This is a genomic window from Pseudomonas sp. BJa5 (genome assembly GCF_030272875.2).
GTDB lineage: Bacteria > Pseudomonadota > Gammaproteobacteria > Pseudomonadales > Pseudomonadaceae > Aquipseudomonas.
In genome coordinates, this window is record NZ_JALRNG020000016.1 from 1 (window position 1) to 25391 (window position 25391).

A 25391-nucleotide genomic window follows, 5' to 3' on the forward strand; every position below is an offset into this window, starting at 1 on the left:
CGCGCCCCCCGCGGGGCCCCCGCCCCCCCCCGCGCCCCCGCCCCGGCCCCGTTCGGGCGCGCCCCCCCCCCGACTCGACTTGTCCCGCGAAGGGTCAGGCACTGGCCAACGAAGGCTGTGCCACGGGCTCAGGATGCAATGGCAGCAACGGCGAGTGCGGATCGTTGGCGATCGACGCGCGCCAGACGCCCAGCCAGGCGTCGTTCTTCTCGTCCCACACGCGGTTGTGCAGGCGCGCCAGGGCGACCGGGTCGCTGAGCAGCGCCAGGCGGGTGTTGCCGTCGATACCGGACGGCCCCAGGTCCAGGGCCTTGCCAATGCGCTCGGCACGCAGCGACTCGATCGGTGCGGCAACGCCATGGCGGGCCGTGGCCAGGGCACAGGCCAGGGCGTTCTGCTGCGGATCGACCACAGCCCGGACGAAGCCGTCGTGCATGGCATGCCAACGGTTTTCGTGGGTGTACTGGTCGGTCGCCAGCAACTCATGGGGCGTAGCGTATTCCTCAGGGATCAGGAACAGGCTCTCGTCCTTGGCCCGCAGGCCCAGGTGCACCCGGCTGGAGATCACCGACACCGGGATCGACAGCATCAGCGAGCCTACGATCGGCACCAGCCACCACAGGAAGCTCGGGTTCAGCCAGGCCACCAGCAAGGCCCAGGCCACGCCCAGCAGGGTCTGTGGACCATGGCGACGCACCGCTTCGCTCCACGGGGTGGAGTCGTCGTCACGCTGTGGCGAGTTCCAGGTCGCGGCCCAGCCCAGGAAGGCAGCCAGGACGAAGCGGGTGTGGAAGATCATCCGCACCGGCGCCAGCAGCATGGAGAACAGCATCTCCAGCAGCATCGACAGGGTCACCTTGAAGCGCCCGCCGAACTCCTTCGCGCCCTTGGCCCAGATCAGGATGACGCTAAGCAGCTTGGGCAGGAACAGCAGCACGATGGTGGTGGAGAACAGCGCGATGGCCTTCTCCGGGTGCCACTGCGGCCACAGCGGGTACAACTGCCGTGGTTCGAGGAAGTACTGCGGCTCCATCAGGGTGTTGGTCGCCAGCAGCGCCGTCGACAGCACCAGGAAGAAGAACCACAGCGGCGCCGACAGGTACGACATCACCCCGGTGAGGAACACCGCACGGTGTACCGGGTGCATGCCCTTGACCAGGAACAGGCGGAAGTTCATCAGGTTGCCGTGGCACCAGCGCCGGTCGCGCTTGAGCTCGTCGAGCAGGTTCGGCGGCAGTTCTTCATAGCTGCCCGGCAGGTCGTAGGCAATCCACACGCCCCAGCCGGCACGGCGCATCAGCGCAGCTTCGACGAAGTCGTGGGACAGGATCGCACCGGCGAAGGCGCCCTTGCCCGGCAGCGGCGCCAGGGCGCAGTGCTCGATGAAGGGTTTCATCCGGATGATCGCGTTGTGGCCCCAGTAGTGCGACTCGCCCAACTGCCAGAAGTGCAGGCCGGCGGTGAACAGCGGACCATAGACGCGGGTGGCGAACTGCTGCATGCGCGCATACAGGGTGTCCATGCCCGACGCCTTGGGCGCGGTCTGGATGATGCCGGCGTCCGGGTTGGCTTCCATCAGCCGCACCAGACTGGTCAGGCATTCGCCGCTCATCACGCTGTCGGCGTCGAGCACCACCATGTAGCGGTAGTCGCCACCCCAGCGACGGCAGAAGTCGTCGAGGTTGCCGCTCTTGCGTTTGACCCGGCGACGACGGCGGCGATAGAAGATCCGCCCGAAGCCCTTGGCCTCGCGGCAGACTTCCAGCCAGGCCTGTTGCTCGGCCACGGCGATATCGGTGTCGTTGGTGTCGCTGAGCACGAAGAAGTCGAAACGGTCCAGGTCACCGGTAGCCGCGACCGACTCGAAGGTCGCGCGCAGGCCGGCGAACACCCGGGGTACGTCTTCGTTGCAGATCGGCATGACGATCGCGGTACGCGCACCGGCCTCGATCGGCTCGTTGCCGGCACTGCTGCCGGAGATGCGGTACTTGTCACGGCCGGTCAACAGTTCGAGGAAGCCCATCAGCGCGGTCCAGAAGCCCGCCGACACCCAGCAGAACAGGATGCCGAACAGGATCAGGATGCTGGTCTGCAGCGCATAGGGCCAGACTTGCGTGGCCGTTTGCAGCAGCGACTGGTGCATGACCTCGTCGAGGTCGACGAACGACCAGCCCTGGTACGGCAGGATGCCCTTCATGTACCAGCCGGCAACGATGGTCTGGCCGAGCATCAGCGCCAGCAGGATGTAGCGGCGCATGGAACCGACCCAGCGCCAGCGCGCCTTGGGCAGCTCGCGCTTGGCCGGTGCCGGGGCATTGGTGCGCCCGGTCAGGCGGCGCCAGGCGCGGATCAGGATGTTGGTCCGCCAGGGCTCGGGAATCACCCGGGTGCGCTTGATCGGCGGCGTGGCCTTGAGGCACACGCGACCGCTGGCGTCGAGGCCGAGCATCTCGGCCTCTTCCATGTCGGCAGCGCAGGTCATGGTCAGGCGGCTGCCCACCGAAGCCTGGACGGCCTCGGCATCACGGACGGCCGGCTGCGCCGACAGGCGCTGGTGCAGCTCGCTGAAGGAGTTGCAGCTGGCAAGTTCTGCCCGCTGCTCGTCGCTCAGTGGTAGGTGGGCCAGGTATTCGCCAAGCGATTCTGGCCGAGCTTGAGAATTACTCATCGGCAGGCAACTGGTAGCTCCAGGTCTCGGTCAGCACCTGTTCGGTGGTGGCCGGTGTCCCGGTGGTGGACGCCGCGTCGGCGGCAGGTTGCTCGGCAGGTTTCTCGGCCTTGGCTTGCTTGGCCGCTGCCTTGTCCTGTTTGGCAGGTTTTGCAGGCTTGGCCGGCTCGACCGGGACGTCACGCAGCAGCGCCGCGCGCATTTCCACGGACTTGCTCGGGTCCTTGACCTTCAACCGCAGGGTCAGGCGCCAGCCGTTGATTTCCGGATTGTAGCGCAGGTTGTTTTCCACCAGTTCGGCGTTGTCGCCGACGCTGACCTGGCTACGCACCGCGGTGTCTTCCGGCAGGGCCTTGAGTACCGGGCCTTCGAAGTCGACCAGGAAGGCCACACTGCCGTCTGGCTGGCGGATCAGGTTGGACTGCTTGACGTCACCGGTGGAACGCAGGGTCTGCTTGACCCAGCCCAGCTTCGGCGAGTGGAACTCGGACTCGTCGATGGTCCAGTGCAGGCGGTAGGCGTATTCGAACGGGGTGCCTGGCTCCGGCAGCTTTTCAGGGCTCCAGAAGGCAACGATGTTGTCGTTGGTTTCGTCGGCAGTCGGGATCTCGACCAGGTCGACGGTGCCCTTGCCCCAGTCACCGACCGGCTCGATCCAGGCGCTTGGGCGCTTCTGGTAGTTGTCGTCGAGGTCTTCGAACTGGCTGAAGTCACGCTGACGCTGGAGCAGGCCGAAACCACGCGGGTTCTCGACGCTGAAGTTGCTCACGGCCAGGTGTTTCGGGTTGTTCAGCGGGCGCCACAGCCACTCGCCGTTGCCGGCGTGGATCGACAGGCCTTCGGAGTCGTGCAGGGCCGGACGGTAGTTGAGCACCTTGGACGGCTGGTTGCCGCCGAACAGGAACATGCTGGTCAGCGGGGCGATGCCCAGGCGGCTGACGTGATCACGCAGGAACACCTTGGACTTGACGTCGACAATGGTGTCGCTGCCCGGACGCAGGGTCAGCTTGTAGGCGCCGGTGGAGCGCGGCGAGTCGAGCAGCGCGTAGATCACCAGGTGCTTGTCGGTCGGTTTCGGGTGCTCGACCCAGAACTCGGTGAAGCGCGGGAACTCTTCGCCCGACGGCAGTGCGGTGTCGATGGCCAGGCCACGGGCCGACAGACCATAGACATGGCCCTTGCCGACCACGCGGAAATAGCTGGCGCCGAGCAGGGTCATGATTTCATCCTGCTTGTCGGCCTTGTTGATCGGGTACAGCACACGGAAACCGGCGTAGCCCAGGTTTTCGGTGGCCTTGGGATCGAACTGCACGGTGCCGAAATCGAAGCGACTCGGGTCGTACTTGATTTCCTTGACCGAGTTGGCGGTGATTTCGTTGATTTTCACCGGCGTGTCGAAATGCATGCCCTGATGATAGAAGGACAGCTTGAACGGGGTCTTTTCCTTGGCCCACTCGGCTTTTTCCGGCAGGAAGCGGATCTGCTGGTAGTCGCCGTACTTCATGTCACGGAACACGGCCGGCAGATTGCTTTTCGGTGCCTCGTACTTTTGTCCGGCAAGATCCTTTGCCTTGGCAGCCACGTCGTCAAGGTTGAACGCCCAGAGCTGGCCAGCGCTGAACAGGCCTACCAGCGTTGCGCCTGCCAACAAGGCCTTGCGCAGCCGATTGCCGGGAGTACTTGGTGCATTACAGGGACTTACAATCACGAGCAACCCTCGCCGAAAACAGATCAAAGAACCAACGGCCAGCGACATATGCCAGGTTGGCGAGCACTGTTCGGACTCCGAAAGGGCGCAATGATTCCCCAAACGGTTCCGGACAGGCTCAAGTCAGAGTGAAACGAACCCACGAACGCAGGTCCACATAGCGCGCGATTATCCAGCAGGGCGCGTTACAACGCATCAGGCCAAGCAAACTATTTATGCTACAAAACCCCTTGTTTTCCTGCAAACAGGGGTTTTTTGCCCTCAGATTTGTAACATAAATGTTACGGGGCCATCATTGACCAGGTGCACCTGCATGTCTGCACCAAATTGGCCACTGGCAACCGTGGCATGCCGGGCCTGCGCCTGGCCCAGCAAATAGTCGAACAGCGCCTCGCCCAGCGCCGGCGGTGCCGCGGTGGAAAAGCTCGGGCGCAGGCCGCTCTGGGTGTCGGCGGCCAGGGTGAACTGCGACACCAGCAGCAAACCGCCGTCGATGTCCTTGAGCGACAGGTTCATCTTGCCCTGTGGGTCACTGAACACCCGGTAGTTGAGCAGCTTGTGCAGCAGCTTGTCGGCATGGGCCTGGGTGTCGCCGGGCTCGACCGCCACCAGCACCAGCAAGCCCTGGTCGATGGCGCCGACGGTCTTTCCGTCGACATCCACCCGTGCGCCCCGTACCCGTTGCAGCAGCCCCTTCATGCTTCTTCCAAAGGCAGGTCGAGCAGGCGGCGGGCCATCTGGTCGGCGGCACGCACCAGGGCATCGGTGATGCCCGGCTCGGATGCGGCATGGCCGGCATCGCGAATCACCTTCAGCTCGCTGTTCGGCCAGGCCTGGTGCAGTTCCCAGGCGTTGTCCAGTGGGCAGATCACGTCGTAGCGGCCATGGACGATGACCGCCGGCAGGTGGGCGATCTTCGGCATGTCGCGGATCAGTTGGTCCGGTTCGAGGAAGGCATTGTTAGTGAAGTAGTGGCACTCGATGCGGGCGATCGACAGCGCGCGCTGTGGCTCGGAGAAGCGGTCGACCACCAGCGGGTTGGGCCGCAGGGTCGCGGTGCGCCCTTCCCAGGTCGACCAGGCCTTGGCCGCATGCATCTGGGCGATCTGGTCGTTGCCGGTCAGGCGCTTGTGGAAGGCCTTGACCAGGTCACCGCGCTCTTCGGCAGGGATCGGCGCGATGTAGTCCTGCCAGTAGTCCGGGAACATCCGGCTGGCACCTTCCTGGTAGAACCATTCGATCTCTTGCGGACGGCACAGGAAGATGCCGCGCAGGATCAGGCCGTGGACCCGCTCGGGGTGAGTCTGGGCATAGGCCAGGGCCAGGGTCGAGCCCCAGGAGCCGCCGAACAGCAGCCACTTGTCGATGCCCAGGTGCTTGCGGATGCGCTCCAGGTCTTCGACCAGGTGCCAGGTGGTGTTGTTTTCCAGGCTGGCATGGGGGGTCGAGCGACCGCAGCCGCGCTGGTCGAAGGTGATGATCCGGTACAGGTTGGGATCGAAGTAGCAGCGGCTCTGGGCATCGCAGCCCGCACCCGGGCCACCATGGATGAACACCACCGGCAGACCTTCGGGCGAACCGCTCTCGTCGACATACAGCACATGCGGTGCTTCCACGGCCAGATCGTGCCGGGCGTAGGGTTTGATCTGCGGGTACAAGGTCTGCATTACGCACTCCGTGTGGGGAATTATTCTGCCGTTGGGCATCATAAACCTGAATTGCGCTTTGAGCATGTACCTGTGTTGCGCTTGGGCGCCTTTATCGCAGGCTTCGCCAGCTCCCACAGGGATTGATGGATGCCAATCCATTGTGGGAGCCGGCATAGCCGGCGATGGGACCACCCCGATCTCAAGCCTGGTAGCGCTCCCGCCCCCAGACCAGCACCGTCTGCAGCAACTGGCGCAACACCTCCTGGGTCGGCTGGGCCAGATCCTCGCGATACTCGAACGGTTCGACCTCCTCCATATAGGTGCTCTGCGCCAGCTCCAGCTGCACCGCATGGATGTGATTGGCCGGATCGCCATAGTGACGGGTGATATGCCCGCCCTTGAAGCGCCCATTGAGCACATGGCTGTACCGCTCGAACCCGGCGCAGACGCCCTGCAAGCGCTCGGCCAGCTGCGGATCGCAACTGGCGCCATTGAAGGTGCCGAGGTTGAAGTCCGGCAGCTTGCCCTCGAACAGGTGCGGGATATGCGAGCGGATCGAGTGGGCATCCCAGAGCAGCGCATAGCCGAACTGCTCGCGCAGGCGCGCCAGTTCGCGACGGATCGTGTCGTGGTACGGGCGCCAGATACCTTCAAGATACTCGGCGCGCTCCTCGGCGGACGGCTCCTTGCCGGCCTCGAACAGCGGCTCGCCCTCGAACAGGGTGGCCGGATACAGGCCAGTGGTAGCGCCGGCATACAGGGGCTTGTCGTCATCCGGACGGTTCAGGTCGATGACGAAGCGCGAGTACTCGGCCGCGACCACGCTGGCCCCCAGCTCGCGGGCAAAATCGTACAGGCGCGGAATGTGCCAGTCGGTATCGGGCAGGCTGCGCGCCGGCTCGACCAGCCCGGCCTTGACCACCGGGCTCAGGCGCAGGCCGGCGTGCGGCATGCTGATCAGCAGCGGCAGGCTGCCCTGGTGAAAACTCAGTACCTTGTCCATAGGCGCTCCCTCAATTGAAAATTTCACGGCCCAGGCGCACGACCCGCTTGGGCAGGTCGCCCCCCAGCCAGTAGCACAGGTCTGCCGGACGCTCGATCTGCCAGGCGACGAAGTCCGCCACCTTGCCCACTTCCAGCGAACCATGGCTGTCGCCCAGGCCCAGGGCGGTGGCCGCATGCAGGGTCACGCCGGCCAGGGCTTCTTCCGGGGTCATGCGGAACAGGGTGCAGGCCATGTTCAGCATCAGGCGCAGCGACAATCCCGGCGAGGTGCCGGGGTTGAGGTCGGTGGAAATGGCGATCTTCACCCCATGCTTGCGCAGGGCGTCCATCGGTGGCAACTGGGTTTCACGCAGGAAGTAGAACGCACCGGGCAGCAGCACCGCGACAGTGCCGCTTGCAGCCATGGCAATGGCATCGTCCTCGGTCATGAATTCCAGGTGATCGGCCGACAACGCGTGGTAGCGCGCGGCCAGGCTCGAGCCGCCCAACGACGACAACTGCTCGGCATGCAGCTTGACCGGCAAGCCCAGGGCCTGGGCCTTGATGAACACCCGCTCGACCTGGGCCGGGGAAAACGCCAGGTATTCGCAGAAGGCATCGACGGCATCGACCAGCCCCTCGGCGGCCAGGGCCGGCAGCATCTCGTCACAGATGTGGCTGATGTAGTCGTCGGCGCGGTCCTTGTACTCCGGCGGCAAGGCGTGGGCCGCCAGGCACGTGCTGCGCACGGTCAGCGGCAACTCTTCGCCCAGGCGACGGATCACCTTGAGCAACTTGCGCTCGCTGTCCAGGTCCAGGCCGTAGCCGGACTTGATCTCCAGGGTGGTCACACCATCGCGCATCAACGCCTGGACCCGCTGGCGGGCGCTGGCGAACAGCTCGTCCTCGCTGGCCGCCCGGGTCGCCCGCACGGTGCTGGCGATACCGCCGCCCTGGGCGGCGATCTCGGCATAGCTGACGCCTTGCAGGCGCTGCTCGAACTCGCCGCTGCGATTGCCGCCGAACACCGCATGGGTGTGGCAGTCGACCAGCCCCGGGGTGACCCAGGCGCCGCCCAGGTCCACCGTTCTGTCAGCGCTGATGGCCGGCAGCGACTGGCGCGGACCAATCCACTCGATATGTCCGGCGCTGGTGACAATCGCCGCGTCTTCGATGATCGAGTAAGTGCCTTGGGCCATGCTCGCCACATGGCAATGCTGCCAGAGGGTTTTCATGCAATGTCTCCGTTGTTAACGCTGAAGTTGGGAAATATCCTGGGCTTGCGACGCTGCGCCCTGCCCTGCCCGTGGCTTGCACCACAACAGGTAGGAGGCGACCAGGAACAGCACCCAGACCACGCCGACCAGCAGCGCTGCCTGAGTATCAGGGAAATAACCGAGCACGCCGAACACGAACAGCATGAAGACAATCGCCGCTGCAGGTCCGTAGGGCCAGAACGGCACCGGGAACTTGAGCTGGGCCACTTCTTCACGGCTCATGCTGCGACGCATCGCGACCTGGGTCACCAGGATCATCAGCCACACCCAGACGGTGGCGAAAGTGGCGATCGAGGCGATCAGCAGGAACACGTTTTCCGGGATCAGGTAGTTGAGCACCACGCCGCCGAGCAAGGCCGCGCCCATGACCAGCACGGTCATCCACGGCACGCCGTGGCGAGAGATTTTCGCAAAGCCCTTGGGCGCGTGACCTTGCTGGGCCAGGCCGTACATCATGCGGCCGGCGCCGAAGATATCGCTGTTGATCGCCGACACCGCCGCCGAGATCACCACGATGTTCAGCACGGTCGCCGCCGAGCCGATGCCCAGGTTGCTGAAGATCTGCACGAACGGGCTGCCCTGGCTGCCGATCTGTGGCCAGGGGTACAGGCACATCAGCACGAACAGGGTCAGGACGTAGAACAACAGGATGCGCATCGGTACAGCGTTGATGGCCTTGGGCAGCACGTGCTGCGGGTCCTTGGCTTCACCGGCGGTGATGCCGATGATCTCGATGCCGCCGAAGGCGAACATCACCACGGCGAACGAGGCGATCAGGCCACCGATGCCGTTGGGCAGGAAGCCGCCATGGTCCACCAGGTTGCTGATGCCCACCGCGTTGTCGGCACCGGCAGTGCTCAGGCCGAAGATCATGATGCCGAAACCGGCCAGGATCATTGCCACGATGGCGCCGACCTTGAGCAGCGACAGCCAGAACTCCATCTCGCCGAAAACCTTGACGTTGCACAGGTTCAGCCCGCCGATCAGGAAGACGATGCCCAGCACCCAGATCCAGCGGGCCACCTCCGGGAACCAGAAGCCCATGTAGATACCAAAGGCGGTCACGTCGGCCAGGCAGACGATGATCATTTCAAAGGCATAGGTCCAGCCCAGGATGAAGCCGGACATCGGCCCCAGGTAGGTGCTGGCGTAGTGGCCGAAGGAGCCGGCCACCGGATTGTGCACGGCCATCTCGCCCAGGGCGCGCATGACCATATAGACTGCCGCGCCGCCGATCAGGTAGGCCAGCAGTACTGCGGGGCCGGCCATCTGGATGGCCGAGGCGGAACCGTAGAACAGGCCGGTGCCGATGGCCGAACCGAGGGCCATGAAGCGAATGTGCCGGGCTGTCAGGCCGCGTTTGAGGCCTTCTGCTTGTTGCATGTCGCGTCCTTCTTCTTGTTCTTGGAGTGTCGCTGGATGACATTGGGGCTGCTTTGCAGCCCATCGCAGGCTTCGCCAGCGCCTACAGGTGGTGTGGGAGCTGGCGAAGCCTGCGATGGGCCGCAAGGCGGCCCCGGGGACGTTACAGGCTAGGCAGGACCTGGGCCGGCAGCAGGCCGGTCAGTTGACCTTCGGCCAGCAGGACGATGGCCGCCTCGATGTCCGGCGCGAAGAAGCGGTCTTTCTCGTAAGGGGCGACCTTGCCACGCAGGATCTCACGGGCCTTTTCCAGCTTCGGCGAAGTCTTCAGGCCCTCGCGCAGGTCCAGGCCCTGGGCGGCGCCCAGCCATTCCACGGCGAGTACGCCACGGGTGTTTTCGGCCATTTCCCACAGGCGCTTGCCGGCAGCCGGCGCCATCGATACGTGGTCTTCCTGGTTGGCCGAGGTCGGCAGGCTGTCGACGCTATGCGGGTGCGCCAGGGCCTTGTTCTCGCTGGCCAGGGCGGCAGCGGTGACCTGGGCGATCATGAAGCCGGAGTTGACCCCGCCATTGGCCACCAGGAACGGCGGCAGTTGCGACATGTGCTTGTCCATCATCAGCGAGATGCGGCGCTCGCTCAGCGAACCAATCTCGGCGATGGCCAGGGCCATGTTGTCGGCGGCCATGGCCACCGGCTCGGCGTGGAAGTTGCCACCGGAGATCACGTCACCTTCGGCAGCGAACACCAGCGGGTTGTCGGACACGGCGTTGGCTTCGATGGCCAGCACTTCGGCCGCCTGGCGGAACTGGGTCAGGCAGGCGCCCATGACCTGTGGCTGGCAGCGCAGCGAGTACGGGTCCTGGACCTTGCCGCAGTTTTCGTGGGAGGCGGAAATCTCGCTGCCGTCGCCGAGCAGGTCGCGGTAGCAAGCGGCGACGTCGATCTGCCCACGCTGGCCACGGGCGGCATGGATACGCGCATCGAACGGCGAACGCGAGCCGAGCACGGCTTCAACGGTCAGGGCGCCGATCGAGGTGGCGGCGGCGAACAGGTCTTCACCTTCGAACAGTCCGCGCAAGGCATAGGCGGTGGACGCCTGGGTGCCGTTGAGCAGGGCCAGACCTTCCTTGGCCGCCAGGGTCAGCGGCTCCAGGCCGGCAACCGCCAGGGCTTCGGTGGCCGACAGCCACTGGCCCTTGTGGCGCGCCTTGCCTTCGCCGAGCAGGACCAGCGACATGTGCGCCAGCGGTGCCAGGTCGCCGGAAGCGCCCACCGAACCTTTGAGCGGGATGTGCGGGTAGACCTCGGCGTTGACCAGGGCGATCAGCGCGTCGATGACCTTGCGACGGATCCCGGAGAAGCCACGGCTCAGGCTGTTGACCTTGAGCACCATGATCAGGCGCACCATGGCGTCGTCCAGCGGCGCGCCGACACCGGCGGCGTGGGACAGCACCAGCGAGCGCTGCAGGTTTTCCAGGTCGTGGCTGGCGATACGGGTCGAGGCCAGCAGGCCGAAACCGGTGTTGATGCCGTAGGCGGTACGGTTTTCCGCCAGGATCTGCTCGACGCAGGCAACGCTGGCGTCGATCTGTGCGTTGGCGCTGGCGTCCAGGGTCAGGCGTACGGGCTGACGGTAGATGCTGCGCAGTTGGGCCAGGGTCAGTTGCCCGGGAACCAGATTGAATGCGTTCATATTTTTACTCCTTGTCTTTATTCAGTGCAGCGTCGTCAGTACGCGCTGAAGCAGTTGCGGTTGTTTGAGCAGCTCGGCGGCACGGGCGATGTCCGGTGCCAGCCAGCGATCTTCCAGATAGGCGGGTACCTGTTCGCGCAGCAGCTGCCACGCCGCATCGGTACCGGCGCCGAAACGCTGGGTCTTGAGGAATTCAAAGGCCTGGGCCGCCAGCAGGTACTCGATGGCCAGCACCTGGGTGCAGTTCTCCAGCACCTGGTGCAGCTTCAGTGCGGCGTTGGTGCCCAGGCTCAGGTGGTCTTCCTGCAGGCCCGAGGTGACGTAGTTATCCAGCACCGCCGGCTGCGCCAGCTGGCGGTTCTGGGCGCACAGCGAAGCGGCGACGTACTGGGCGATCATCATTCCCGAGTTGACCCCGGGGTTGCTGACCAGGAACGCCGGCAAGCCGCTGACGTGCGGGTTGACCAGACGGTCCAGGCGCCGCTCGGCGATCGAACCGATCTCGGCCATGGCGATGGCCAGCAGGTCGGCGGCCATGGCCACCGACTGACCGTGCGGGTTGGCCTGGGACATCACCCGGAAGTTGTCCGGCGTACCCAGCAGCAGCGGGTTGTCGTTGGCGCCGGTGAGTTCGGCTTCGATCTGCCGCGCGGCATGGGCCAGCTGGTCACGGGCAGCACCATGCACCTGCGGGATCGAGCGAATGCTCAGGGCGTCCTGGGTACGGATGCCCTTGCTCGAAGCGATCACTTCGCTGCCATCGAGCAGCGCGCGCAGGTTCTCACCTACCACCTGCATGCCCGGGTGCGGCTTGAGGGCGATGATCTCGGCATCGAACGCCGCGATCTGCCCACGCAGGGCCTCGAAGCTCATGGCACCGATCACGTCGGCCCAGTGCAGCAGGCGGGTGGCGTCGTCCAGTGCCAGGCTGGCCAGGCCGGTCATGCACGGCGTACCGTTGACCAGGCAGAGCCCGTCCTTGGCCCCCAGCTGCACCGGCTCCAGGCCTTCGGCGGCCAGGGCCTGGGCCGCGTCGACGATCTGGCCGCGGTAGCTGACCTTGCCGATGCCCAGCAGGCACACGCCGACATGGGCCATGTGGGTCAGGTAGCCCACCGAGCCCTGGGACGGCACTTGCGGGGTGATGCCGCGGTTGAGCAGGGCCAGCAGCGCTGCGACCACGCCGCGCTGGATACCGGACTTGCCATGGCTGTAGTTGGCGATGGCCGCGCAGATGATCGCCCGGGTCTGCTCATCGGGCAGCGCCGGGCCAACGCCGCAGGCGTGGCTGAGCAGGGTGTTGCGCGACAGCGCGCTGAGCTGCTCGCCCTGCAGCGACACGTTGCACAGTGCGCCCAGGCCGGTGTTCACGCCGTAGGCACGCTCACCGCTTTCGACTATGTGACGAACGATGGCCTGGGCATTGTCGATGCGCGCCCACACCAGTGGCGCCAGCTCCAGGCGCGCGCCATGGCGGGCCACGGCGGCGATGTCCTGCCAACGCAGCGGGGCGTCGGCAATCACGATGGTTTCAACTTGCGACATGGCCAACCTCAGACTGTTGCCGCACGGCGTTGAACGAAACGGTCGACATACTCGTCGGCCGGCGAATGGAGGATCTCTTTCGGCGTACCGACCTGGATCAGGCGGCCATCCTTGAGGATGGCGATGCGGTTGCCGATGCGCACGGCTTCATCGAGGTCATGGGTGATGAACACGATGGTCTTGTGCAGGGTCTTCTGCAGTTCCAGCAACTGGTCCTGCATTTCGGCGCGGATCAGCGGATCCAGGGCGCTGAAGGCTTCGTCCATGAGGATGATGTCGGTGTCCGCCGCCAGGGCGCGGGCCAGGCCGACCCGCTGGCGCATGCCGCCGGACAACTGGTGCGGGTACTTCTTCTCGTAGCCCTTCAGGCCCACGGTGTTTATCCAGTGCAGGGCGCGTTCGTTGCACAGTTCCTTGCTCTCGCCGCGCACCTTCAGGCCGTAGGCGACGTTGTCCAGCACGTTACGGTGCGGCAGCAGGCCGAAGCTCTGGAACACCATGCTGATCTTGCGTCGGCGGAAGTTGCGCAGCGCTTCCATGTCGTACTGCAGGATGTCTTCGCCATCGACCAGGATCGCGCCGCTGGTGGGGTCGATCAGGCGGTTGAAGTGACGCACCAGGGTCGACTTGCCGGAACCGGACAGGCCCATGATCACGAAGATCTCGCCGCTGCCGATCGACAATGACAGGTCGTTGACCCCGACCACGCAGCCGGTCTCGGCCAGTACCTGCTCCTTGCTGCGCTTTTGCTGAATCAGTTGCAGGGCCTCGTCGGCCCGGTTACCGAAGATCTTGAAGACATTCTTCACTTCGATCTTGCTGACCTGCGTGTTCATTTGCTCACCTCATGCCGTGGCCGACCGTAGGCCTGGGTAATGCGGTCGATCACTACCGCGAGAATCACGATGGCCAGGCCCGCTTCCAGGCCGCGACCGACGTTCAGGGTCTGGATGCCGATCAGCACGTCCTCACCCAGGCCACGGGCGCCGATCATCGAGGCGATCACCACCATCGACAGGGCCATCATGGTGGTCTGGTTGATGCCGGCCATGATGCTTGGCAGGGCCAGCGGCAGTTGCACGCCGAACAGTTGCTGCCAGCGGTTGGCGCCGAAGGCGTTGATCGCTTCCATGACTTCGCCGTCCACCTGGCGGATACCCAGGTCGGTCAGGCGGATCAGCGGTGGCGCGGCGTAGATCACGGTGGCGAAGATCGCCGGCACCTTGCCCAGGCCGAACAGCATCAGCACCGGAATCAGGTACACGAAGCTGGGCATGGTCTGCATGATGTCGAGCATCGGCATCAGCACCGCACGCAGGCGGTTGCTGCGGGCCGAGAGGATCCCCAGGGGGACGCCCACCAGCACCGAAATCAGCGTGGCCACCAGCATCAGCGCCAGGGTTTGCATCAGTTTGTCCCACAGGCCAACCATGCCGACCAGGAACAACAGGCCGGCGATGACCACGGTCGGCAGGATCCGACGGGTAGCGTGCCAGGCAATGACTGCCACCAGGCCCAGCATCAGCCACCAGGGCGTTGCCCGCAGCAGGCCTTCGAGGTTGACGATGGCCCAGAGCAGGGTGTCGGAGATGTGCCGGAACACATCGCCGTAGTTGGTCACCAGCGCATCGACCCAGCCATTGACCCAGTCAGCGATGGAGAAGGTAAAGTTTTCGGGAAACATAGGGTTCACTCATCAGGTAGAAGTGGAAGCTCAGAGCGCTGCTTCGATTTTCTTCGCGGCGTCTTCGCTGACCCATGCATGCCAGACTTCAGGATGTTCCTTGAGGAAGATCTTGGCCAGTGCCGGCGATTCGATGCGGTCCTTGGCCATGCGGGCCAGGTTCTGGTTGAGCAAATCGATCGGCATGTTGACCTTCTCCAGCACCGCGACCAGCTCGGGCGCCTCGTCGTGGAAGGTCTTGGACAGGCCGACCTTGATCGACACGCTGTTGTCCACGCCGGGTTTTTCTTCCAGCTTGACCAGGTCGACCTGACCCATCAGCGGGGTGGGCGACCAGTAGTAGAACAGGATCGGTTCGCCGCGCTTGTAGCTCGACAATACCGCAGCATCCAGCGCCGGGCCGGTGCCCGGGCGGAAGTTGGTGAATTTGTCTTCCAGGCCGTAGTCCTTGAGCATGCGGCTGTTATCCAGCTCGCAGGTCCAGCCGGCCGGACAGTTGTAGAAACGACCTTTGCCTGGCTCTTCCGGATCGCGGAAGACTTCGGCGTATTTGCCCAGGTCAGCAATACCCTTGAGCTCAGGCGCCTTGGCCTCGAGCTTGCGCTTGGCATCGCCTTCGATCACGTAGCGCGGCACATACCAGCCTTCGGCCGCACCGACCACGGGCGAACCGACGCCGACCACCTTGCCGGCCGCCTCGGCCTTCTTCCAGACCTCACTGCGACCTACCCACTCTTCGGCGAAGACCTGGATATCGTTGGTACCCAGGGCGTTCTCCATGGTGATGGAGTTGCCCGGCAGGCTGTCGGTCTTGCAGCCGTAGCCCTTGTCCAGCACGAACTGCATCACGTCGGTCAGCAACATGCCGCTTTCCCAGTTCAACCCGGCGAATTTCACCGGCTTGCCGGATTCACACCAGGTGGCCGCCTGGGCGCCGGCGCTGCCGAGCAGGCCAACGGCGAACAGCGACGCGAGCAGGGTCTTGGTCATTTTCATCAGGTGACGCTCCCAAACATGAAAGTGGATATCGGCAGTCCAGTGGCAAACGCGGCCATGCGAGCGATCGTCCCTTTTCCATGAAACGATGTCGGTGCTAGAGGCCTCATCGCGGGGCAAGCCCGCTCCCACAGAGGAGGTGGTGCTGCTTCTGTGGGAGCGGGCTTGTCCCGCGATGGGCTGCAAGCAGCCCTCGGATCAGCCGGTGATCATCGGCAGGTTCAGGCCCTGCTCTTTGGCACAATCGATGGCGATCTGGTAACCGGCATCGGCGTGACGCATCACACCGGTTCCCGGGTCGTTGGTCAGAACGCGGGCGATACGCTCGGCAGCCTCGTCGGTACCGTCACAGACGATAACCATGCCCGAATGCTGGGAGAAGCCCATGCCGACGCCACCACCGTGGTGCAGCGAGACCCAGGTCGCGCCGCTGGCGGTGTTGAGCAGGGCGTTGAGCAGCGGCCAGTCGGAAACGGCGTCGGAACCATCACGCATGGCTTCGGTTTCGCGGTTCGGGCTGGAGACCGAGCCGGAGTCCAGGTGGTCGCGGCCGATGACGATCGGTGCCGACAGCTCGCCGCGACGGACCATTTCGTTGAACGCCAGGCCCAGCTTGGCACGCAGACCCAGGCCAACCCAGCAGATACGTGCCGGCAAGCCCTGGAAGCTGATGCGCTCGCGGGCCATGTCCAGCCAGTTGTGCAGGTGGGCGTCGTCCGGGATCAGTTCCTTGACCTTGGCGTCGGTCTTGTAGATGTCCTCGGCGTTACCCGACAGTGCCGCCCAGCGGAACGGACCGATACCGCGGCAGAACAGCGGACGGATGTAGGCCGGTACGAAGCCCGGGAAGTCGAACGCGTTGCTCACGCCCTCTTCCTTGGCCATCTGGCGGATGTTGTTACCGTAGTCGAAGGTCGGGATGCCCTGCTTCTGGAACTCGAGCATGGCCTTGACGTGCACGGCCATCGATTGCTTGGCGGCCTTGACCACGGCAGCCGGTTCGGTCTGCGCACGGTCGCGGTACTGCTCCCAGGTCCAGCCGGCTGGCAGGTAGCCATTGAGCGGGTCGTGGGCGCTGGTCTGGTCGGTGACCATGTCCGGGCGCACGCCACGCTTGATCAGCTCAGGCAGGATTTCGGCAGCGTTGCCCAGCAGGGCGACGGAGATGGCCTTGCCTTCGGCGGTGTACTTGGCGATGCGTGCCAGAGCGTCGTCCAGGTCCTTGGCCTGCTCGTCGACATAACGGCTGCTCAGGCGGAAGTCGATGCGGCTCTGCTGGCATTCGATGTTCAACGAGCAGGCGCCGGCCAGGGTTGCGGCCAGTGGCTGGGCACCGCCCATGCCGCCCAGGCCCGCGGTCAGGACCCACTTGCCCTTGAGGCTGCCGTTGTAGTGCTGGCGACCGGCTTCGACGAAGGTTTCGTAGGTGCCCTGGACGATGCCCTGGCTGCCGATGTAGATCCAGCTGCCGGCGGTCATCTGGCCGTACATGGCCAGGCCCTTGGCATCCAGTTCGTTGAAGTGTTCCCAGTTGGCCCAGTGCGGTACCAGGTTGGAGTTGGCGATCAGCACGCGCGGGGCGTTGGCGTGGGTCTTGAACACGCCGACCGGCTTGCCCGACTGCACCAGCAGGGTTTCGTCGTCATTCAGGTTGGTCAGGCTTTCGACGATCTTGTCGTAGCAGGCCCAGTTGCGCGCGGCACGGCCGATGCCACCGTACACCACCAGTTCTTTCGGGTTCTCTGCCACTTCCGGGTCGAGGTTGTTCATCAGCATGCGCAGCGGCGCTTCGGTCAGCCAGCTCTTCGCAGTCAGCTTGTTACCGCGCGGGGCGCGGATTTCGACGTCACGGAATTTGTTCAGGTTGTTGTCAGTCACGAAAAGGGCTCCTCAAGCGATCGATTCAAACCCGACCCGGCAGGGGTCATAGGGCGGCTTCAACAGCGCAGAAGGGATGGCCTGTCCACTTATACGCACACATCTTTACTTGTACATACAAGCATATGCAATTGAGCGGCCAAGTTGCCTATACAACCTGGAAGAAAAACGTGACTGATGAGTCCAGACCAGGAAAATCAAGGCCTTGAGGGTTTCGAAAAGTGTTTGGAGGGTGTCGCGAGGGGGAGAGACAACCAAGGCGGCATTGCGCCACCTTGGGGCATTCGGTAACAGCGTGTGGAGAAAAGTGCGTTACCGGGAAACGTCTGACAGCTCGATGACACAGCAACGGCCATCGGTTTCCAGCTCCAGCAGTTGCTGGTTGCCGGTCAACTGAGCGCAGTCGTACAGGCCCAGTTGCTGTTGTGGGTGGCCGCTGAGGCCCAGGCTCAACGCACCCTGGGCGCTGAACAGCAGCACGGTGTCGGCGGAACTGAACAGCCGGGTCGGCTCGCTGAACCACTGCAGGCGCGCGCGGTAACGTTGCGGTGCGTAGATCAGGTTGAAGTCACGAATGGCCCCGCCGAGCAAACGGCAGCTGACCTGGCTTTCACCTTTAAAGGCAAAGGCATCGAACGGCAGTAGCGGCCGGGCCGCCTGACCATCGACCTGCAACTGCATGCCCTCGCCCTGCAGCACGGTGATGATCCGCTGGTAGCCGGCGAAACTGGAGAATCCGCCCGACTCGCCGATGTCGGCGATCGACAGGCGCCAGCCGAAGCCTTCCAGGCCTTCACCGCCATCGCGGGTGATTTCTTCGGTGCTGCCGCCGCCGTTCTTCCAGGGCATGCGGGGATAGTCTTTGGCGCGTAATACCTGCAACTGGCTCATTTGCTGAAGCGTCCTTCAAGACGGTGACGGGATCCGGGATGAATCAGACGAGCGGCCGTCACCGGCTGACGCCCCGACCAGGTACGGCGGCGGATCAGCAGGCACGGTTCGCCCTCTTCGATTTGCAGCAGACGGCATTCTTCCGGCTCGGCGAGAATCGCCTCGACCACGTGCTCGCCCTCGGTCAGCGGTGCGACCTGGGACAGATAGGCGTAGGGCGTCTGCCGGGTGAAGTCCTGCTTGAGGTAGTCCGGGGCGATCTGTGCATTGACGAAGCGATCTTCGATTTGCACGGCAATGCCGTTTTCGTAGTGCACGATCAACGAGTGAAACACCCGCTGGCCTTCGCGCATGTCCAGGGCCAGGGCGCGCTCGGAGCCGGCGGCCTCTTCGGCCAGGGTAATCACCTGACAAGTGTGCTGGTGGCCGCGGGCGGCGATCTCGTCGGCAATGTTGTTGACCTCGAACAGCGCCGAGCGGGTCTTGGGTTCGGCGACGAAGGTGCCGACGCCCTGCATGCGCACCAGCAAGCCTTCGGCAGTCAGTTCGCGCAGGGCGCGGTTGATGGTCATGCGGCTGAAGCCCAGCTGGCTGACCAGCTCGCTTTCCGACGGCACGCGATGGTGCGGCGGCCAGCTGCCGTTCTGGATCTGCAGGGCGATCATCTGCTTGACCCGGGCATACAGCGGCGCCGGCCCCTCGCCCATCTGGGCAACCAGCGCGGAGACAGGAGGTGTCGGCACGATAAATGTCCTTCTCGGTTGAATGAACGGTAGCTTGCCGGAGTTTACCCAGCAGGCAAACGTCTGTATATGTATATACAAATAATCACAACGAGGTGCCGTGTCGATGTCCGTCTTCTTTGCCGAACGTGCGTTGCTCCCTGGCGGCTGGGCCGAAAACGTCCGAATCGAGGTCGGCGCCGATGGCTTGCTGGCCAGTATCCAGGCCGGCGGCTCGGCCGCAGGCGCCGAGCGCCTGGCCGGCCCGCTGCTGCCAGGCATGCCCAACCTGCACTCGCACGCCTTCCAGCGCGCCATGGCGGGGCTTGCGGAAGTGGCGGGCAATCCCAATGACAGCTTCTGGACCTGGCGTGAACTGATGTACCGCCTGGTCGGCAAGATCAGCCCCGAGCAGTTGCAGGTCATCGCCCGGCAGCTGTACATCGAGATGCTCAAGGCCGGCTACACCTCGGTGGCCGAATTCCATTACGTGCACCACGACACCCAGGGCAAGGCCTATGCCGACCCGGCCGAACTGTCGTTGCGCATCAGCCAGGCAGCCCGTGCCAGCGGTATCGGCCTGACCCTGTTGCCGGTGCTGTACAGCCACGCAGGCTTCGGCGGCCAGGCACCGAACGACGGCCAGCGGCGCTTTATCAACAGCACCGAGCAGTACCTCAAGCTACAGCAGCAGCTGGCGCCGCTGCTGGCCGAGCAACCCGCCCAGCAACTGGGCCTGTGCTTCCACTCGCTGCGCGCCGTCACTCCGGAGCAGATCGCCCAGGTCATGGCCGCCAGCGACAAGGCCTGCCCGGTGCATATCCACATTGCCGAACAGCAAAAGGAAGTCGACGACTGCCTGGCCTGGAGCGGACGCCGGCCGCTGCAATGGCTGTATGAAAATACCGAAGTCGATCAACGCTGGTGCCTGGTACACGCCACCCACGCCGAGCCCGACGAAGTCACCCTGATGGCCCGCAGCGGCGCGATTGCCGGCCTGTGCCTGACCACCGAAGCCAACCTGGGCGACGGTATCTTCCCGGCGGTGGACTACCTGGCCCAGGGCGGTCGCCTGGGGATCGGCTCGGACAGTCATGTATCACTGAGCGTGGTCGAGGAACTGCGCTGGCTGGAGTACGGCCAGCGCCTGCGCGACCAACGGCGCAACCGCCTGTATGGCAGCGATCAGCCGATGGTCGGACGCACGCTGTACGATGCCGCCCTGAGCGGCGGTGCCCAGGCGCTGGGGCAAGCCATTGGCGAGCTGAGCGTTGGCAAGCGTGCCGACTGGCTGGTGCTCGACGGCAACGACCCGTACCTGGCCACCGCCAGCGGCGATGGCATTCTCAATCGCTGGCTGTTTGCCGGCAGCGACCGCCAGGTGCGCGATGTGATGGTCAACGGCCAGTGGGTAGTGCGCCAGGGGCGCCATGCCGATGAGGAAGAAAGCGCCCAGGCGTTTGCCGGGGTTCTGCGGGAATTGCTGGGTTGAGCTATCGCGGGGCAAGCCCGCTCCCACACCGTCTGTGGGAGCGGGCTTGCCCCGCGATGGGCCCTCAAGGCGTGTGGGCGACCATGTCCTTGTCCGCCACGCGCCAGATCAGGCGAGTGGTGTCGTAGCCCTGCTGCCGCGCCTTGGCCAGCAAGCTTTCGCGCTCCAGTGCCGGAATCGTCGGCTTGCGCGAGAGGATCCACAGGTACTTGCGATCCGGGTTGCCGACCAGCGCCGTCTGGTAGCCGTCGCCGATATAGAGCACCCAATAGTCACCCTTGATGCCGCCCGGCAGCACTTTCGAGAACCAGGTGTCGAATTCCACCCAGAGCTTGTCGGTCTTGCCCGGCACCTGTGGTGTTGCACTACCGCTGACTTCCTGCCACTCGCCCTCGCGGGTCAGGCAACGGTTGAGTACTCCGAGCGAGCCATCGGGCTTGACGTTGTAGTGTGCCTCGGACTGGGCGCAGTCACGCTGGAAGTACATGGGCAGGCGCGCCAGCTCGAACCATTTGCCCTGGTAACGCTTGAGGTCGACCTTCTCGACTGTCTTGGGCGGTACCGGCCCCGTGCCCGAGTTGGCGCAGCCACCCAGGATCAGGCCGGCACACAGCGCCAGCAACAGGTGTAGACGTTTCATTTGAGTCCCTGCCCGGAATACATCAGCACCTTGTCGGCGGCGTATTGCACGCTGATGAAGGCCTTGTCGTCACCCCAGGTGCAGCTGGACATGCCCAGGGCGCCGGAACATTCCTTGGGGCTGCCGAGCAGCTGCTCGACCTCGGCCTTGGCCATGCCGGTCTTGATGTGTGAGTAGTTTTCCTGGTTGATCTTGTTGCACGCAGTCAGAAACACGCACAAGGACAGCAGGGCGAGGGAACGCAACGACATGAAAGGTCACTCCTGGACATGAGGGCGCAGGCGCAGTGGCCTACCGACAGCTTAGAAGGGCAAAACCGCCGCAGGTTCCCTGGCCACCGGCCTTTCCTTGCGCCAGATCCATGCCTTTGGTCGCCTGGATCGATATCGGATTAATCTTTTGCCCGCAGCGGACGACACAGGAAGGCGCTGCGACCGATTGCCGCGCCCTCCTCCGTAGACCCGCCTTGTGCAGACAGACCCCCGCAATGACAAAAAACCTGAAGTTCAGCCACAAGATCCTGCTCGCCGCCGCCCTGGTGGTCGCGGTCGCCTTCACCTGTTTCATCCTGTTCAATGACTACCGCCAGCGCCAGACCCTGCTGGCCAACACCGAATCCTCGATGCAGGAACTCGGCAGCCTGACCAGCAGCAATATCCAGACCTGGCTGCAAAGCCGCATGCAGATCCTGCAGTCGCTGTCCCAGCAAGTCGCCATCGATGGCCCCGGCAAGGACAGCCTGACCCGCAGCCTCAACCTGCCGGTGTACGGCAGCAACTTCCTGCTGACCTACTTCGGCGGCCAGGACGGCGCCATGCAGTCGGTGCCGCAAGGTAACCGCGCCGCCGACTACGACCCGCGCGTGCGCGGCTGGTACAAGGCCGCCAGCAGCGCCGGCCAGACCATCGTCACTGAACCCTACATCTCGGTGTCGGCGAACAAGCTGGTCATCACCCTGGCCACCCCGGTGCAGCACCAGGGTCGCCTGATCGGTGTCAGCGGTGCCGATACCGACCTGGACAGCATCAGCGCGATCATCAATGCGCTGAACTTCGACGGTCACGGCCAGGCCTTCATCGTCAACGGCGACGGCAAGATCCTGGTGCACCCGGATGCCAAGCTGGTGCTGAAAAACCTCGAAGAGGCCTATCCGCAACACACCCCGCGGATCGGCAGCGGGCTCAAGGAGGCCGAGGTCGATGGCCGCAAGCAGTTCATCACCTTTACCAAGGTCAACGGCGTGCCTTCGGCCGACTGGTACGTCGCCCTGGTGCTCGACCAGGACTTCGCCTTTGCCATGCTCAGCGAACTGCGCACCTCGGCCATCGTTGCCACGGTGATTGCGGTGCTGATCATCATCGCCCTGCTCGGTGTGCTGATCCGCGTGCTGATGGAGCCGCTGCACGTCATGGGCCGGGCCATGCACGATATCGCCGAAGGCGAAGGCGACCTCACCCGCCGCCTGCGCATCCACGCCCAGGATGAATTCGGCAGCCTCGGCCAGTCGTTCAACCGCTTCGTCGAACGTATCCACGAGTCGATCCGCGAAGTGGCCTCGGCCAGCGGCCAGGTCAACGAAGTGGCCCTGCGCGTGGTCAGCGCCTCCAATGCCTCGATCCACAACGCCGACCAGCAATCGAGTCGCACCAGCAGCGTCGCCGCAGCAATCAACCAGCTGGGCGCCGCCGCCCAGGAAATCGCCCAGAACGCTGCCCTCGCCTCCCAGCACTCCAGCGAGGCCCGTAACCTGGCTGAAGATGGCCAGCAAGTGGTCGAACAGACCATCGAGGTGATGAACCAGCTGTCGGCGAAGATCAGCGATTCGTGCGGCAACATCGAAACCCTGAACGCCAACACGGTGAACATCGGCCAGATCCTCGAAGTGATCAGCGGCATCTCCCAGCAGACCAACCTGCTGGCGCTCAACGCCGCCATCGAGGCTGCCCGTGCCGGCGAGGCCGGTCGCGGATTCGCGGTGGTCGCCGACGAAGTGCGCAACCTCGCCCACCGTACCCAGGACTCGGCCCAGCAGGTTCAGCGCATCATTGAAGAACTACAGGCCGGCGCCCGTGTGGCGGTCAGCACCATGACCGAAAGCCAGAGCCACAGCCAGCACAGCGTCGGCATCGCCAACCAGGCCGGTGAGCGCCTGGGCAGCGTGACCCAGCGCATCGGCGAGATCGACGGCATGAACCAGTCGGTCGCCACCGCCACCGAAGAGCAGACGGCCGTGGTCGAGTCGATCAATGTCGACATCACCGAGATCAATACGCTGAATCAGGAAGGGGTGGAGAACCTGCAGGCGACGTTGCGGGCCTGCAACGACCTGGAGCATCAGGTCGAGCGGTTGAAGCATCTGGTGGGCAGTTTCAGGATTTGACCGCATCGCGGGGCAAGCCCGCTCCCACAGGGCATGGTTGAATCCTGTGGGAGCGGGCTTGCCCCGCGATCGAATCCGCCTTAGAACCGGGAACCCGGCTCCAGCAGAAAATCCATTTCCTCATCGGTACTCGGCCGATTCAGCAGTAGATTGCGATGCGGGAAGCGACCAAAGCGGGCAATCACCCGCTGGTGCTGCTCGGCGTAGTCGAGAAAGCCTTCGAACAGTCGGCGCGACTGCTCCGGCTGCTCGTCCAGCAATTCCTGGTAGCGCTCGACGCTCAGGTTCTGCCAGTCCAACACCTCGGCATGCTCCAGCGCCAGCAGGATGAACACCCGCTGGATGGGCAGCAGCTGGAAGTCCCACTTCTTCTGCAGGCCTTGCATCACCACCACCTGCGCACGCCGGTCGCCATCGAAGGCGTGCGGCGTGTCGCGGTGGATCATGCGCGGCAACTGGTCCAGCAGCAGCACCAGGCCCAGCCAGCCCTGCGGGCATTGCAGCCACTCATCGAGGCCACCGGCCAGGGCTTGGGCAACCAGGTCGCCGAAAAGCTCGCGCGCTTCGTCGTCGTGGTGCTTGCCGAACCACAAGGTGCCCTTCTCGTCAGCGACGTCCTGGGGGCTGGTGCCCCATCCGAACCACCATTCCAGTAACGGCTGCCAAGGTGCGAGCATGACTTACTCCTGGTGATAACCGGTAACGCGTTCGACTTCCTGCTTGGAGCCGAGGAACACCGCTACGCGCTGGTGCAGGCTCTCGGGCTGGATGTCGAGGATGCGCTGTTTGCCGTCGGTGGAGGCACCGCCGGCCTGTTCGATGATGAAGGACATCGGGTTGGCTTCGTACATCAGGCGCAGCTTGCCCGGCTTGGAAGGCTCGCGGGCATCGCGTGGGTACATGAACAGGCCGCCACGGGTCAGGATGCGGTGCACGTCGGCAACCATCGAGGCGATCCAGCGCATGTTGTAGTTCTTTTTCAGCGGGCCGGTCTCGCCTTCGAGCAACTCGCCGACGTAGCGCTTGACCGGGGCTTCCCAGTGACGCTGGTTGGACATGTTGATGGCGAATTCGGCGGTGGTTTCCGGCACCTTGATGTTCTCGTGGGTCAGTACGAAGCTGCCCAGTTCGCGGTCCAGGGTGAAGCCCTTGACGCCGTTGCCCAGGGTCAGGATCAGCATGGTCTGCGGGCCGTAGATCGCATAACCGGCGGCAACCTGCTTGGTGCCCGGCTGCAGGAAGGCCTGCTCGTTGAGGCTTTCGTTCTGGCTCAGGTACTCATTGGGGCAACGCAGTACCGAGAAGATGGTGCCGACCGAAACGTTGACGTCGATGTTCGACGAACCGTCCAGCGGGTCGAAGACCAGCAGGTAGGCGCCTTTAGGGTACTTGCCCGGGATCTGGTAGGCGTTGTCCATTTCTTCGGACGCCATGCCGGCCAGGTGGCCGCCCCATTCGTTGGCTTCGAGCAGGATATCGTTGGAAATCACGTCCAGTTTCTTCTGGACTTCGCCCTGCACGTTTTCGGTGCCCATGCTGCCCAGGACGCCGCCAAGGGCGCCTTTGGAAACGTTGTGGCTGATTTCCTTGCACGCACGCGCTACCACTTCGATCAGGAAGCGCAGATCGGCAGGGGTGCTGTTGCTGCGGGTCTGCTCAATCAAATAGCGACTCAGGGTAACGCGGGACATGTAAGGCTCCGAAGAATGGGGTAATAAAAACCCACGCAGTTTACAGGGAGAGTGAAGCGCTAGCGAGTCATCAGACACGCTTGATCGATCAGACGGCACATTGGCCCGAGAGTTCATCGCCCCCGGGC

21 protein-coding genes and 1 pseudogene are annotated in these 25391 nt (G+C 64.2%); 3 read left to right on the plus strand and 19 right to left on the minus strand.

Features of this window, described 5'->3' with window-relative positions; translation table 11 throughout:
* Positions 1-94 precede the first annotated feature (94 nt).
* The 15 genes from mdoH to hutC all read right to left on the minus strand — a co-directional run bounded on the left by mdoH (position 95) and on the right by hutC (position 19045).
* Complete coding sequence (gene mdoH / locus M2D63_RS11350; RefSeq protein ID WP_285863006.1) at positions 95-2668, minus strand: glucans biosynthesis glucosyltransferase MdoH; 2574 nt, start codon at positions 2666-2668, stop codon at positions 95-97.
* Positions 2661-4376, minus strand: a complete 1716-nt coding sequence (locus M2D63_RS11355; RefSeq protein ID WP_285863007.1) for a glucan biosynthesis protein G — start codon at positions 4374-4376, stop codon at positions 2661-2663. The genes mdoH and M2D63_RS11355 overlap by 8 nt, the downstream gene beginning before the upstream one ends.
* Before the next feature lie 261 nt (positions 4377-4637).
* Positions 4638-5075, minus strand: a complete 438-nt coding sequence (gene dtd / locus M2D63_RS11360; protein ID WP_285863008.1) for a D-aminoacyl-tRNA deacylase — start codon at positions 5073-5075, stop codon at positions 4638-4640.
* Positions 5072-6043 (minus strand): prolyl aminopeptidase, encoded by a 972-nt coding sequence (gene pip / locus M2D63_RS11365; protein ID WP_285863009.1) that lies wholly within the window; start codon positions 6041-6043, stop codon positions 5072-5074. The genes dtd and pip overlap by 4 nt, the downstream gene beginning before the upstream one ends.
* A 181-nt stretch (positions 6044-6224) precedes the next feature.
* Positions 6225-7028, minus strand: coding sequence for an N-formylglutamate deformylase (hutG, locus tag M2D63_RS11370; protein ID WP_285863010.1), 804 nt, complete (start codon positions 7026-7028; stop codon positions 6225-6227).
* Positions 7029-7038: 10 nt separating this feature from the next.
* Positions 7039-8244, minus strand: a complete 1206-nt coding sequence (hutI, locus tag M2D63_RS11375) for an imidazolonepropionase (protein ID WP_285863012.1) — start codon at positions 8242-8244, stop codon at positions 7039-7041.
* A gap of 15 nt (positions 8245-8259) precedes the next feature.
* Positions 8260-9669, minus strand: coding sequence for an amino acid permease (locus M2D63_RS11380; RefSeq protein WP_285863013.1), 1410 nt, complete (start codon positions 9667-9669; stop codon positions 8260-8262).
* A 142-nt stretch (positions 9670-9811) separates the two neighbouring features.
* Positions 9812-11344: a histidine ammonia-lyase gene (gene hutH / locus M2D63_RS11385; protein ID WP_285863014.1), complete on the minus strand. Its 1533-nt coding sequence runs from the start codon at positions 11342-11344 to the stop codon at positions 9812-9814.
* 21 nt (positions 11345-11365) lie between these two features.
* Positions 11366-12889 carry a histidine ammonia-lyase gene (gene hutH, locus M2D63_RS11390; protein ID WP_285863015.1) on the minus strand — a complete coding sequence of 508 codons (1524 nt, stop codon included), beginning with the start codon at positions 12887-12889 and terminating at the stop codon, positions 11366-11368.
* Between the two features lie 8 nt (positions 12890-12897).
* Entirely contained in the window at positions 12898-13725 is an 828-nt protein-coding gene (locus M2D63_RS11395; protein WP_285863016.1) for a glycine betaine/L-proline ABC transporter ATP-binding protein, read from the minus strand.
* Positions 13722-14573: a proline/glycine betaine ABC transporter permease gene (locus M2D63_RS11400; protein WP_285863017.1), complete on the minus strand. Its 852-nt coding sequence runs from the start codon at positions 14571-14573 to the stop codon at positions 13722-13724. The genes M2D63_RS11395 and M2D63_RS11400 overlap by 4 nt, the downstream gene beginning before the upstream one ends.
* Positions 14574-14603: 30 nt before the next feature.
* Positions 14604-15569, minus strand: a complete 966-nt coding sequence (locus tag M2D63_RS11405; RefSeq protein WP_285863018.1) for an ABC transporter substrate-binding protein — start codon at positions 15567-15569, stop codon at positions 14604-14606.
* A 198-nt stretch (positions 15570-15767) separates the two neighbouring features.
* Positions 15768-17447: a urocanate hydratase gene (hutU, locus tag M2D63_RS11410; RefSeq protein WP_285863019.1), complete on the minus strand. Its 1680-nt coding sequence runs from the start codon at positions 17445-17447 to the stop codon at positions 15768-15770.
* A gap of 312 nt (positions 17448-17759) precedes the next feature.
* Complete coding sequence (locus tag M2D63_RS11415; protein WP_285863021.1) at positions 17760-18338, minus strand: HutD family protein; 579 nt, start codon at positions 18336-18338, stop codon at positions 17760-17762.
* The gene (gene hutC, locus M2D63_RS11420; protein WP_285863116.1) at positions 18335-19045 is read right to left on the minus strand and encodes a histidine utilization repressor; all 711 of its coding nucleotides are present in this window, start codon (positions 19043-19045) and stop codon (positions 18335-18337) included. The genes M2D63_RS11415 and hutC overlap by 4 nt, the downstream gene beginning before the upstream one ends.
* Positions 19046-19187: 142 nt before the next feature.
* Here hutC and M2D63_RS11425 point away from each other — a divergent pair, with 142 nt between their 5' ends.
* The gene (locus M2D63_RS11425; RefSeq protein WP_285863022.1) at positions 19188-20552 is read left to right on the plus strand and encodes a formimidoylglutamate deiminase; all 1365 of its coding nucleotides are present in this window, start codon (positions 19188-19190) and stop codon (positions 20550-20552) included.
* Between the two features lie 64 nt (positions 20553-20616).
* Here M2D63_RS11425 and M2D63_RS11430 read toward each other — a convergent pair whose 3' ends face one another.
* Positions 20617-21192, minus strand: a complete 576-nt coding sequence (locus tag M2D63_RS11430; RefSeq protein ID WP_285863024.1) for a lipocalin family protein — start codon at positions 21190-21192, stop codon at positions 20617-20619.
* Positions 21189-21443, minus strand: a complete 255-nt coding sequence (locus M2D63_RS11435) for a hypothetical protein (protein WP_285863025.1) — start codon at positions 21441-21443, stop codon at positions 21189-21191. Before M2D63_RS11435 ends, M2D63_RS11430 begins: the two co-directional genes overlap by 4 nt.
* Positions 21444-21679: 236 nt before the next feature.
* On the opposite strand from M2D63_RS11435, the pseudogene M2D63_RS11440 reads away from it, so the two are divergent.
* Both M2D63_RS11440 and M2D63_RS11445 read left to right on the plus strand, forming a co-directional pair.
* Positions 21680-22717 (plus strand): annotated as a pseudogene (locus M2D63_RS11440) (cache domain-containing protein); the annotation flags it as partial.
* A 66-nt stretch (positions 22718-22783) separates the two neighbouring features.
* On the plus strand, positions 22784-23572 hold the full coding sequence (locus M2D63_RS11445) for a methyl-accepting chemotaxis protein (RefSeq protein WP_405309842.1): 789 nt from the start codon (positions 22784-22786) through the stop codon (positions 23570-23572).
* A gap of 80 nt (positions 23573-23652) precedes the next feature.
* Here M2D63_RS11445 and M2D63_RS11450 read toward each other — a convergent pair whose 3' ends face one another.
* Together M2D63_RS11450 and M2D63_RS11455 are read right to left on the minus strand one after the other, a co-directional pair.
* Positions 23653-24249 (minus strand): DUF924 family protein, encoded by a 597-nt coding sequence (locus M2D63_RS11450; RefSeq protein ID WP_285863027.1) that lies wholly within the window; start codon positions 24247-24249, stop codon positions 23653-23655.
* A gap of 3 nt (positions 24250-24252) precedes the next feature.
* Positions 24253-25263, minus strand: a complete 1011-nt coding sequence (locus M2D63_RS11455; protein WP_274117262.1) for a class 1 fructose-bisphosphatase — start codon at positions 25261-25263, stop codon at positions 24253-24255.
* Between the last annotated feature and the right edge of the window lie 128 nt (positions 25264-25391).

What these genes read in the sequence shown, in the direction of transcription:
- mdoH (WP_285863006.1), bottom strand. Translation starts at nt 2,668, where the DNA reads ATGAGTAATTCTCAAGCTCGGCCAGAATCGCTTGGCGAATACCTGGCC.
- dtd (WP_285863008.1), bottom strand. Translation starts at nt 5,075, where the DNA reads ATGAAGGGGCTGCTGCAACGGGTACGGGGCGCACGGGTGGATGTCGAC.
- pip (WP_285863009.1), bottom strand. Translation starts at nt 6,043, where the DNA reads ATGCAGACCTTGTACCCGCAGATCAAACCCTACGCCCGGCACGATCTG.
- hutG (WP_285863010.1), bottom strand. Translation starts at nt 7,028, where the DNA reads ATGGACAAGGTACTGAGTTTTCACCAGGGCAGCCTGCCGCTGCTGATC.
- hutI (WP_285863012.1), bottom strand. Translation starts at nt 8,244, where the DNA reads ATGAAAACCCTCTGGCAGCATTGCCATGTGGCGAGCATGGCCCAAGGC.
- M2D63_RS11380 (WP_285863013.1), bottom strand. Translation starts at nt 9,669, where the DNA reads ATGCAACAAGCAGAAGGCCTCAAACGCGGCCTGACAGCCCGGCACATT.
- hutH (WP_285863014.1), bottom strand. Translation starts at nt 11,344, where the DNA reads ATGAACGCATTCAATCTGGTTCCCGGGCAACTGACCCTGGCCCAACTG.
- hutH (WP_285863015.1), bottom strand. Translation starts at nt 12,889, where the DNA reads ATGTCGCAAGTTGAAACCATCGTGATTGCCGACGCCCCGCTGCGTTGG.
- M2D63_RS11395 (WP_285863016.1), bottom strand. Translation starts at nt 13,725, where the DNA reads ATGAACACGCAGGTCAGCAAGATCGAAGTGAAGAATGTCTTCAAGATC.
- M2D63_RS11400 (WP_285863017.1), bottom strand. Translation starts at nt 14,573, where the DNA reads ATGTTTCCCGAAAACTTTACCTTCTCCATCGCTGACTGGGTCAATGGC.
- M2D63_RS11405 (WP_285863018.1), bottom strand. Translation starts at nt 15,569, where the DNA reads ATGAAAATGACCAAGACCCTGCTCGCGTCGCTGTTCGCCGTTGGCCTG.
- M2D63_RS11415 (WP_285863021.1), bottom strand. Translation starts at nt 18,338, where the DNA reads ATGAGCCAGTTGCAGGTATTACGCGCCAAAGACTATCCCCGCATGCCC.
- hutC (WP_285863116.1), bottom strand. Translation starts at nt 19,045, where the DNA reads ATGGGCGAGGGGCCGGCGCCGCTGTATGCCCGGGTCAAGCAGATGATC.
- M2D63_RS11425 (WP_285863022.1), top strand. Translation starts at nt 19,188, where the DNA reads ATGTCCGTCTTCTTTGCCGAACGTGCGTTGCTCCCTGGCGGCTGGGCC.
- M2D63_RS11430 (WP_285863024.1), bottom strand. Translation starts at nt 21,192, where the DNA reads ATGAAACGTCTACACCTGTTGCTGGCGCTGTGTGCCGGCCTGATCCTG.
- M2D63_RS11435 (WP_285863025.1), bottom strand. Translation starts at nt 21,443, where the DNA reads ATGTCGTTGCGTTCCCTCGCCCTGCTGTCCTTGTGCGTGTTTCTGACT.
- M2D63_RS11450 (WP_285863027.1), bottom strand. Translation starts at nt 24,249, where the DNA reads ATGCTCGCACCTTGGCAGCCGTTACTGGAATGGTGGTTCGGATGGGGC.
- M2D63_RS11455 (WP_274117262.1), bottom strand. Translation starts at nt 25,263, where the DNA reads ATGTCCCGCGTTACCCTGAGTCGCTATTTGATTGAGCAGACCCGCAGC.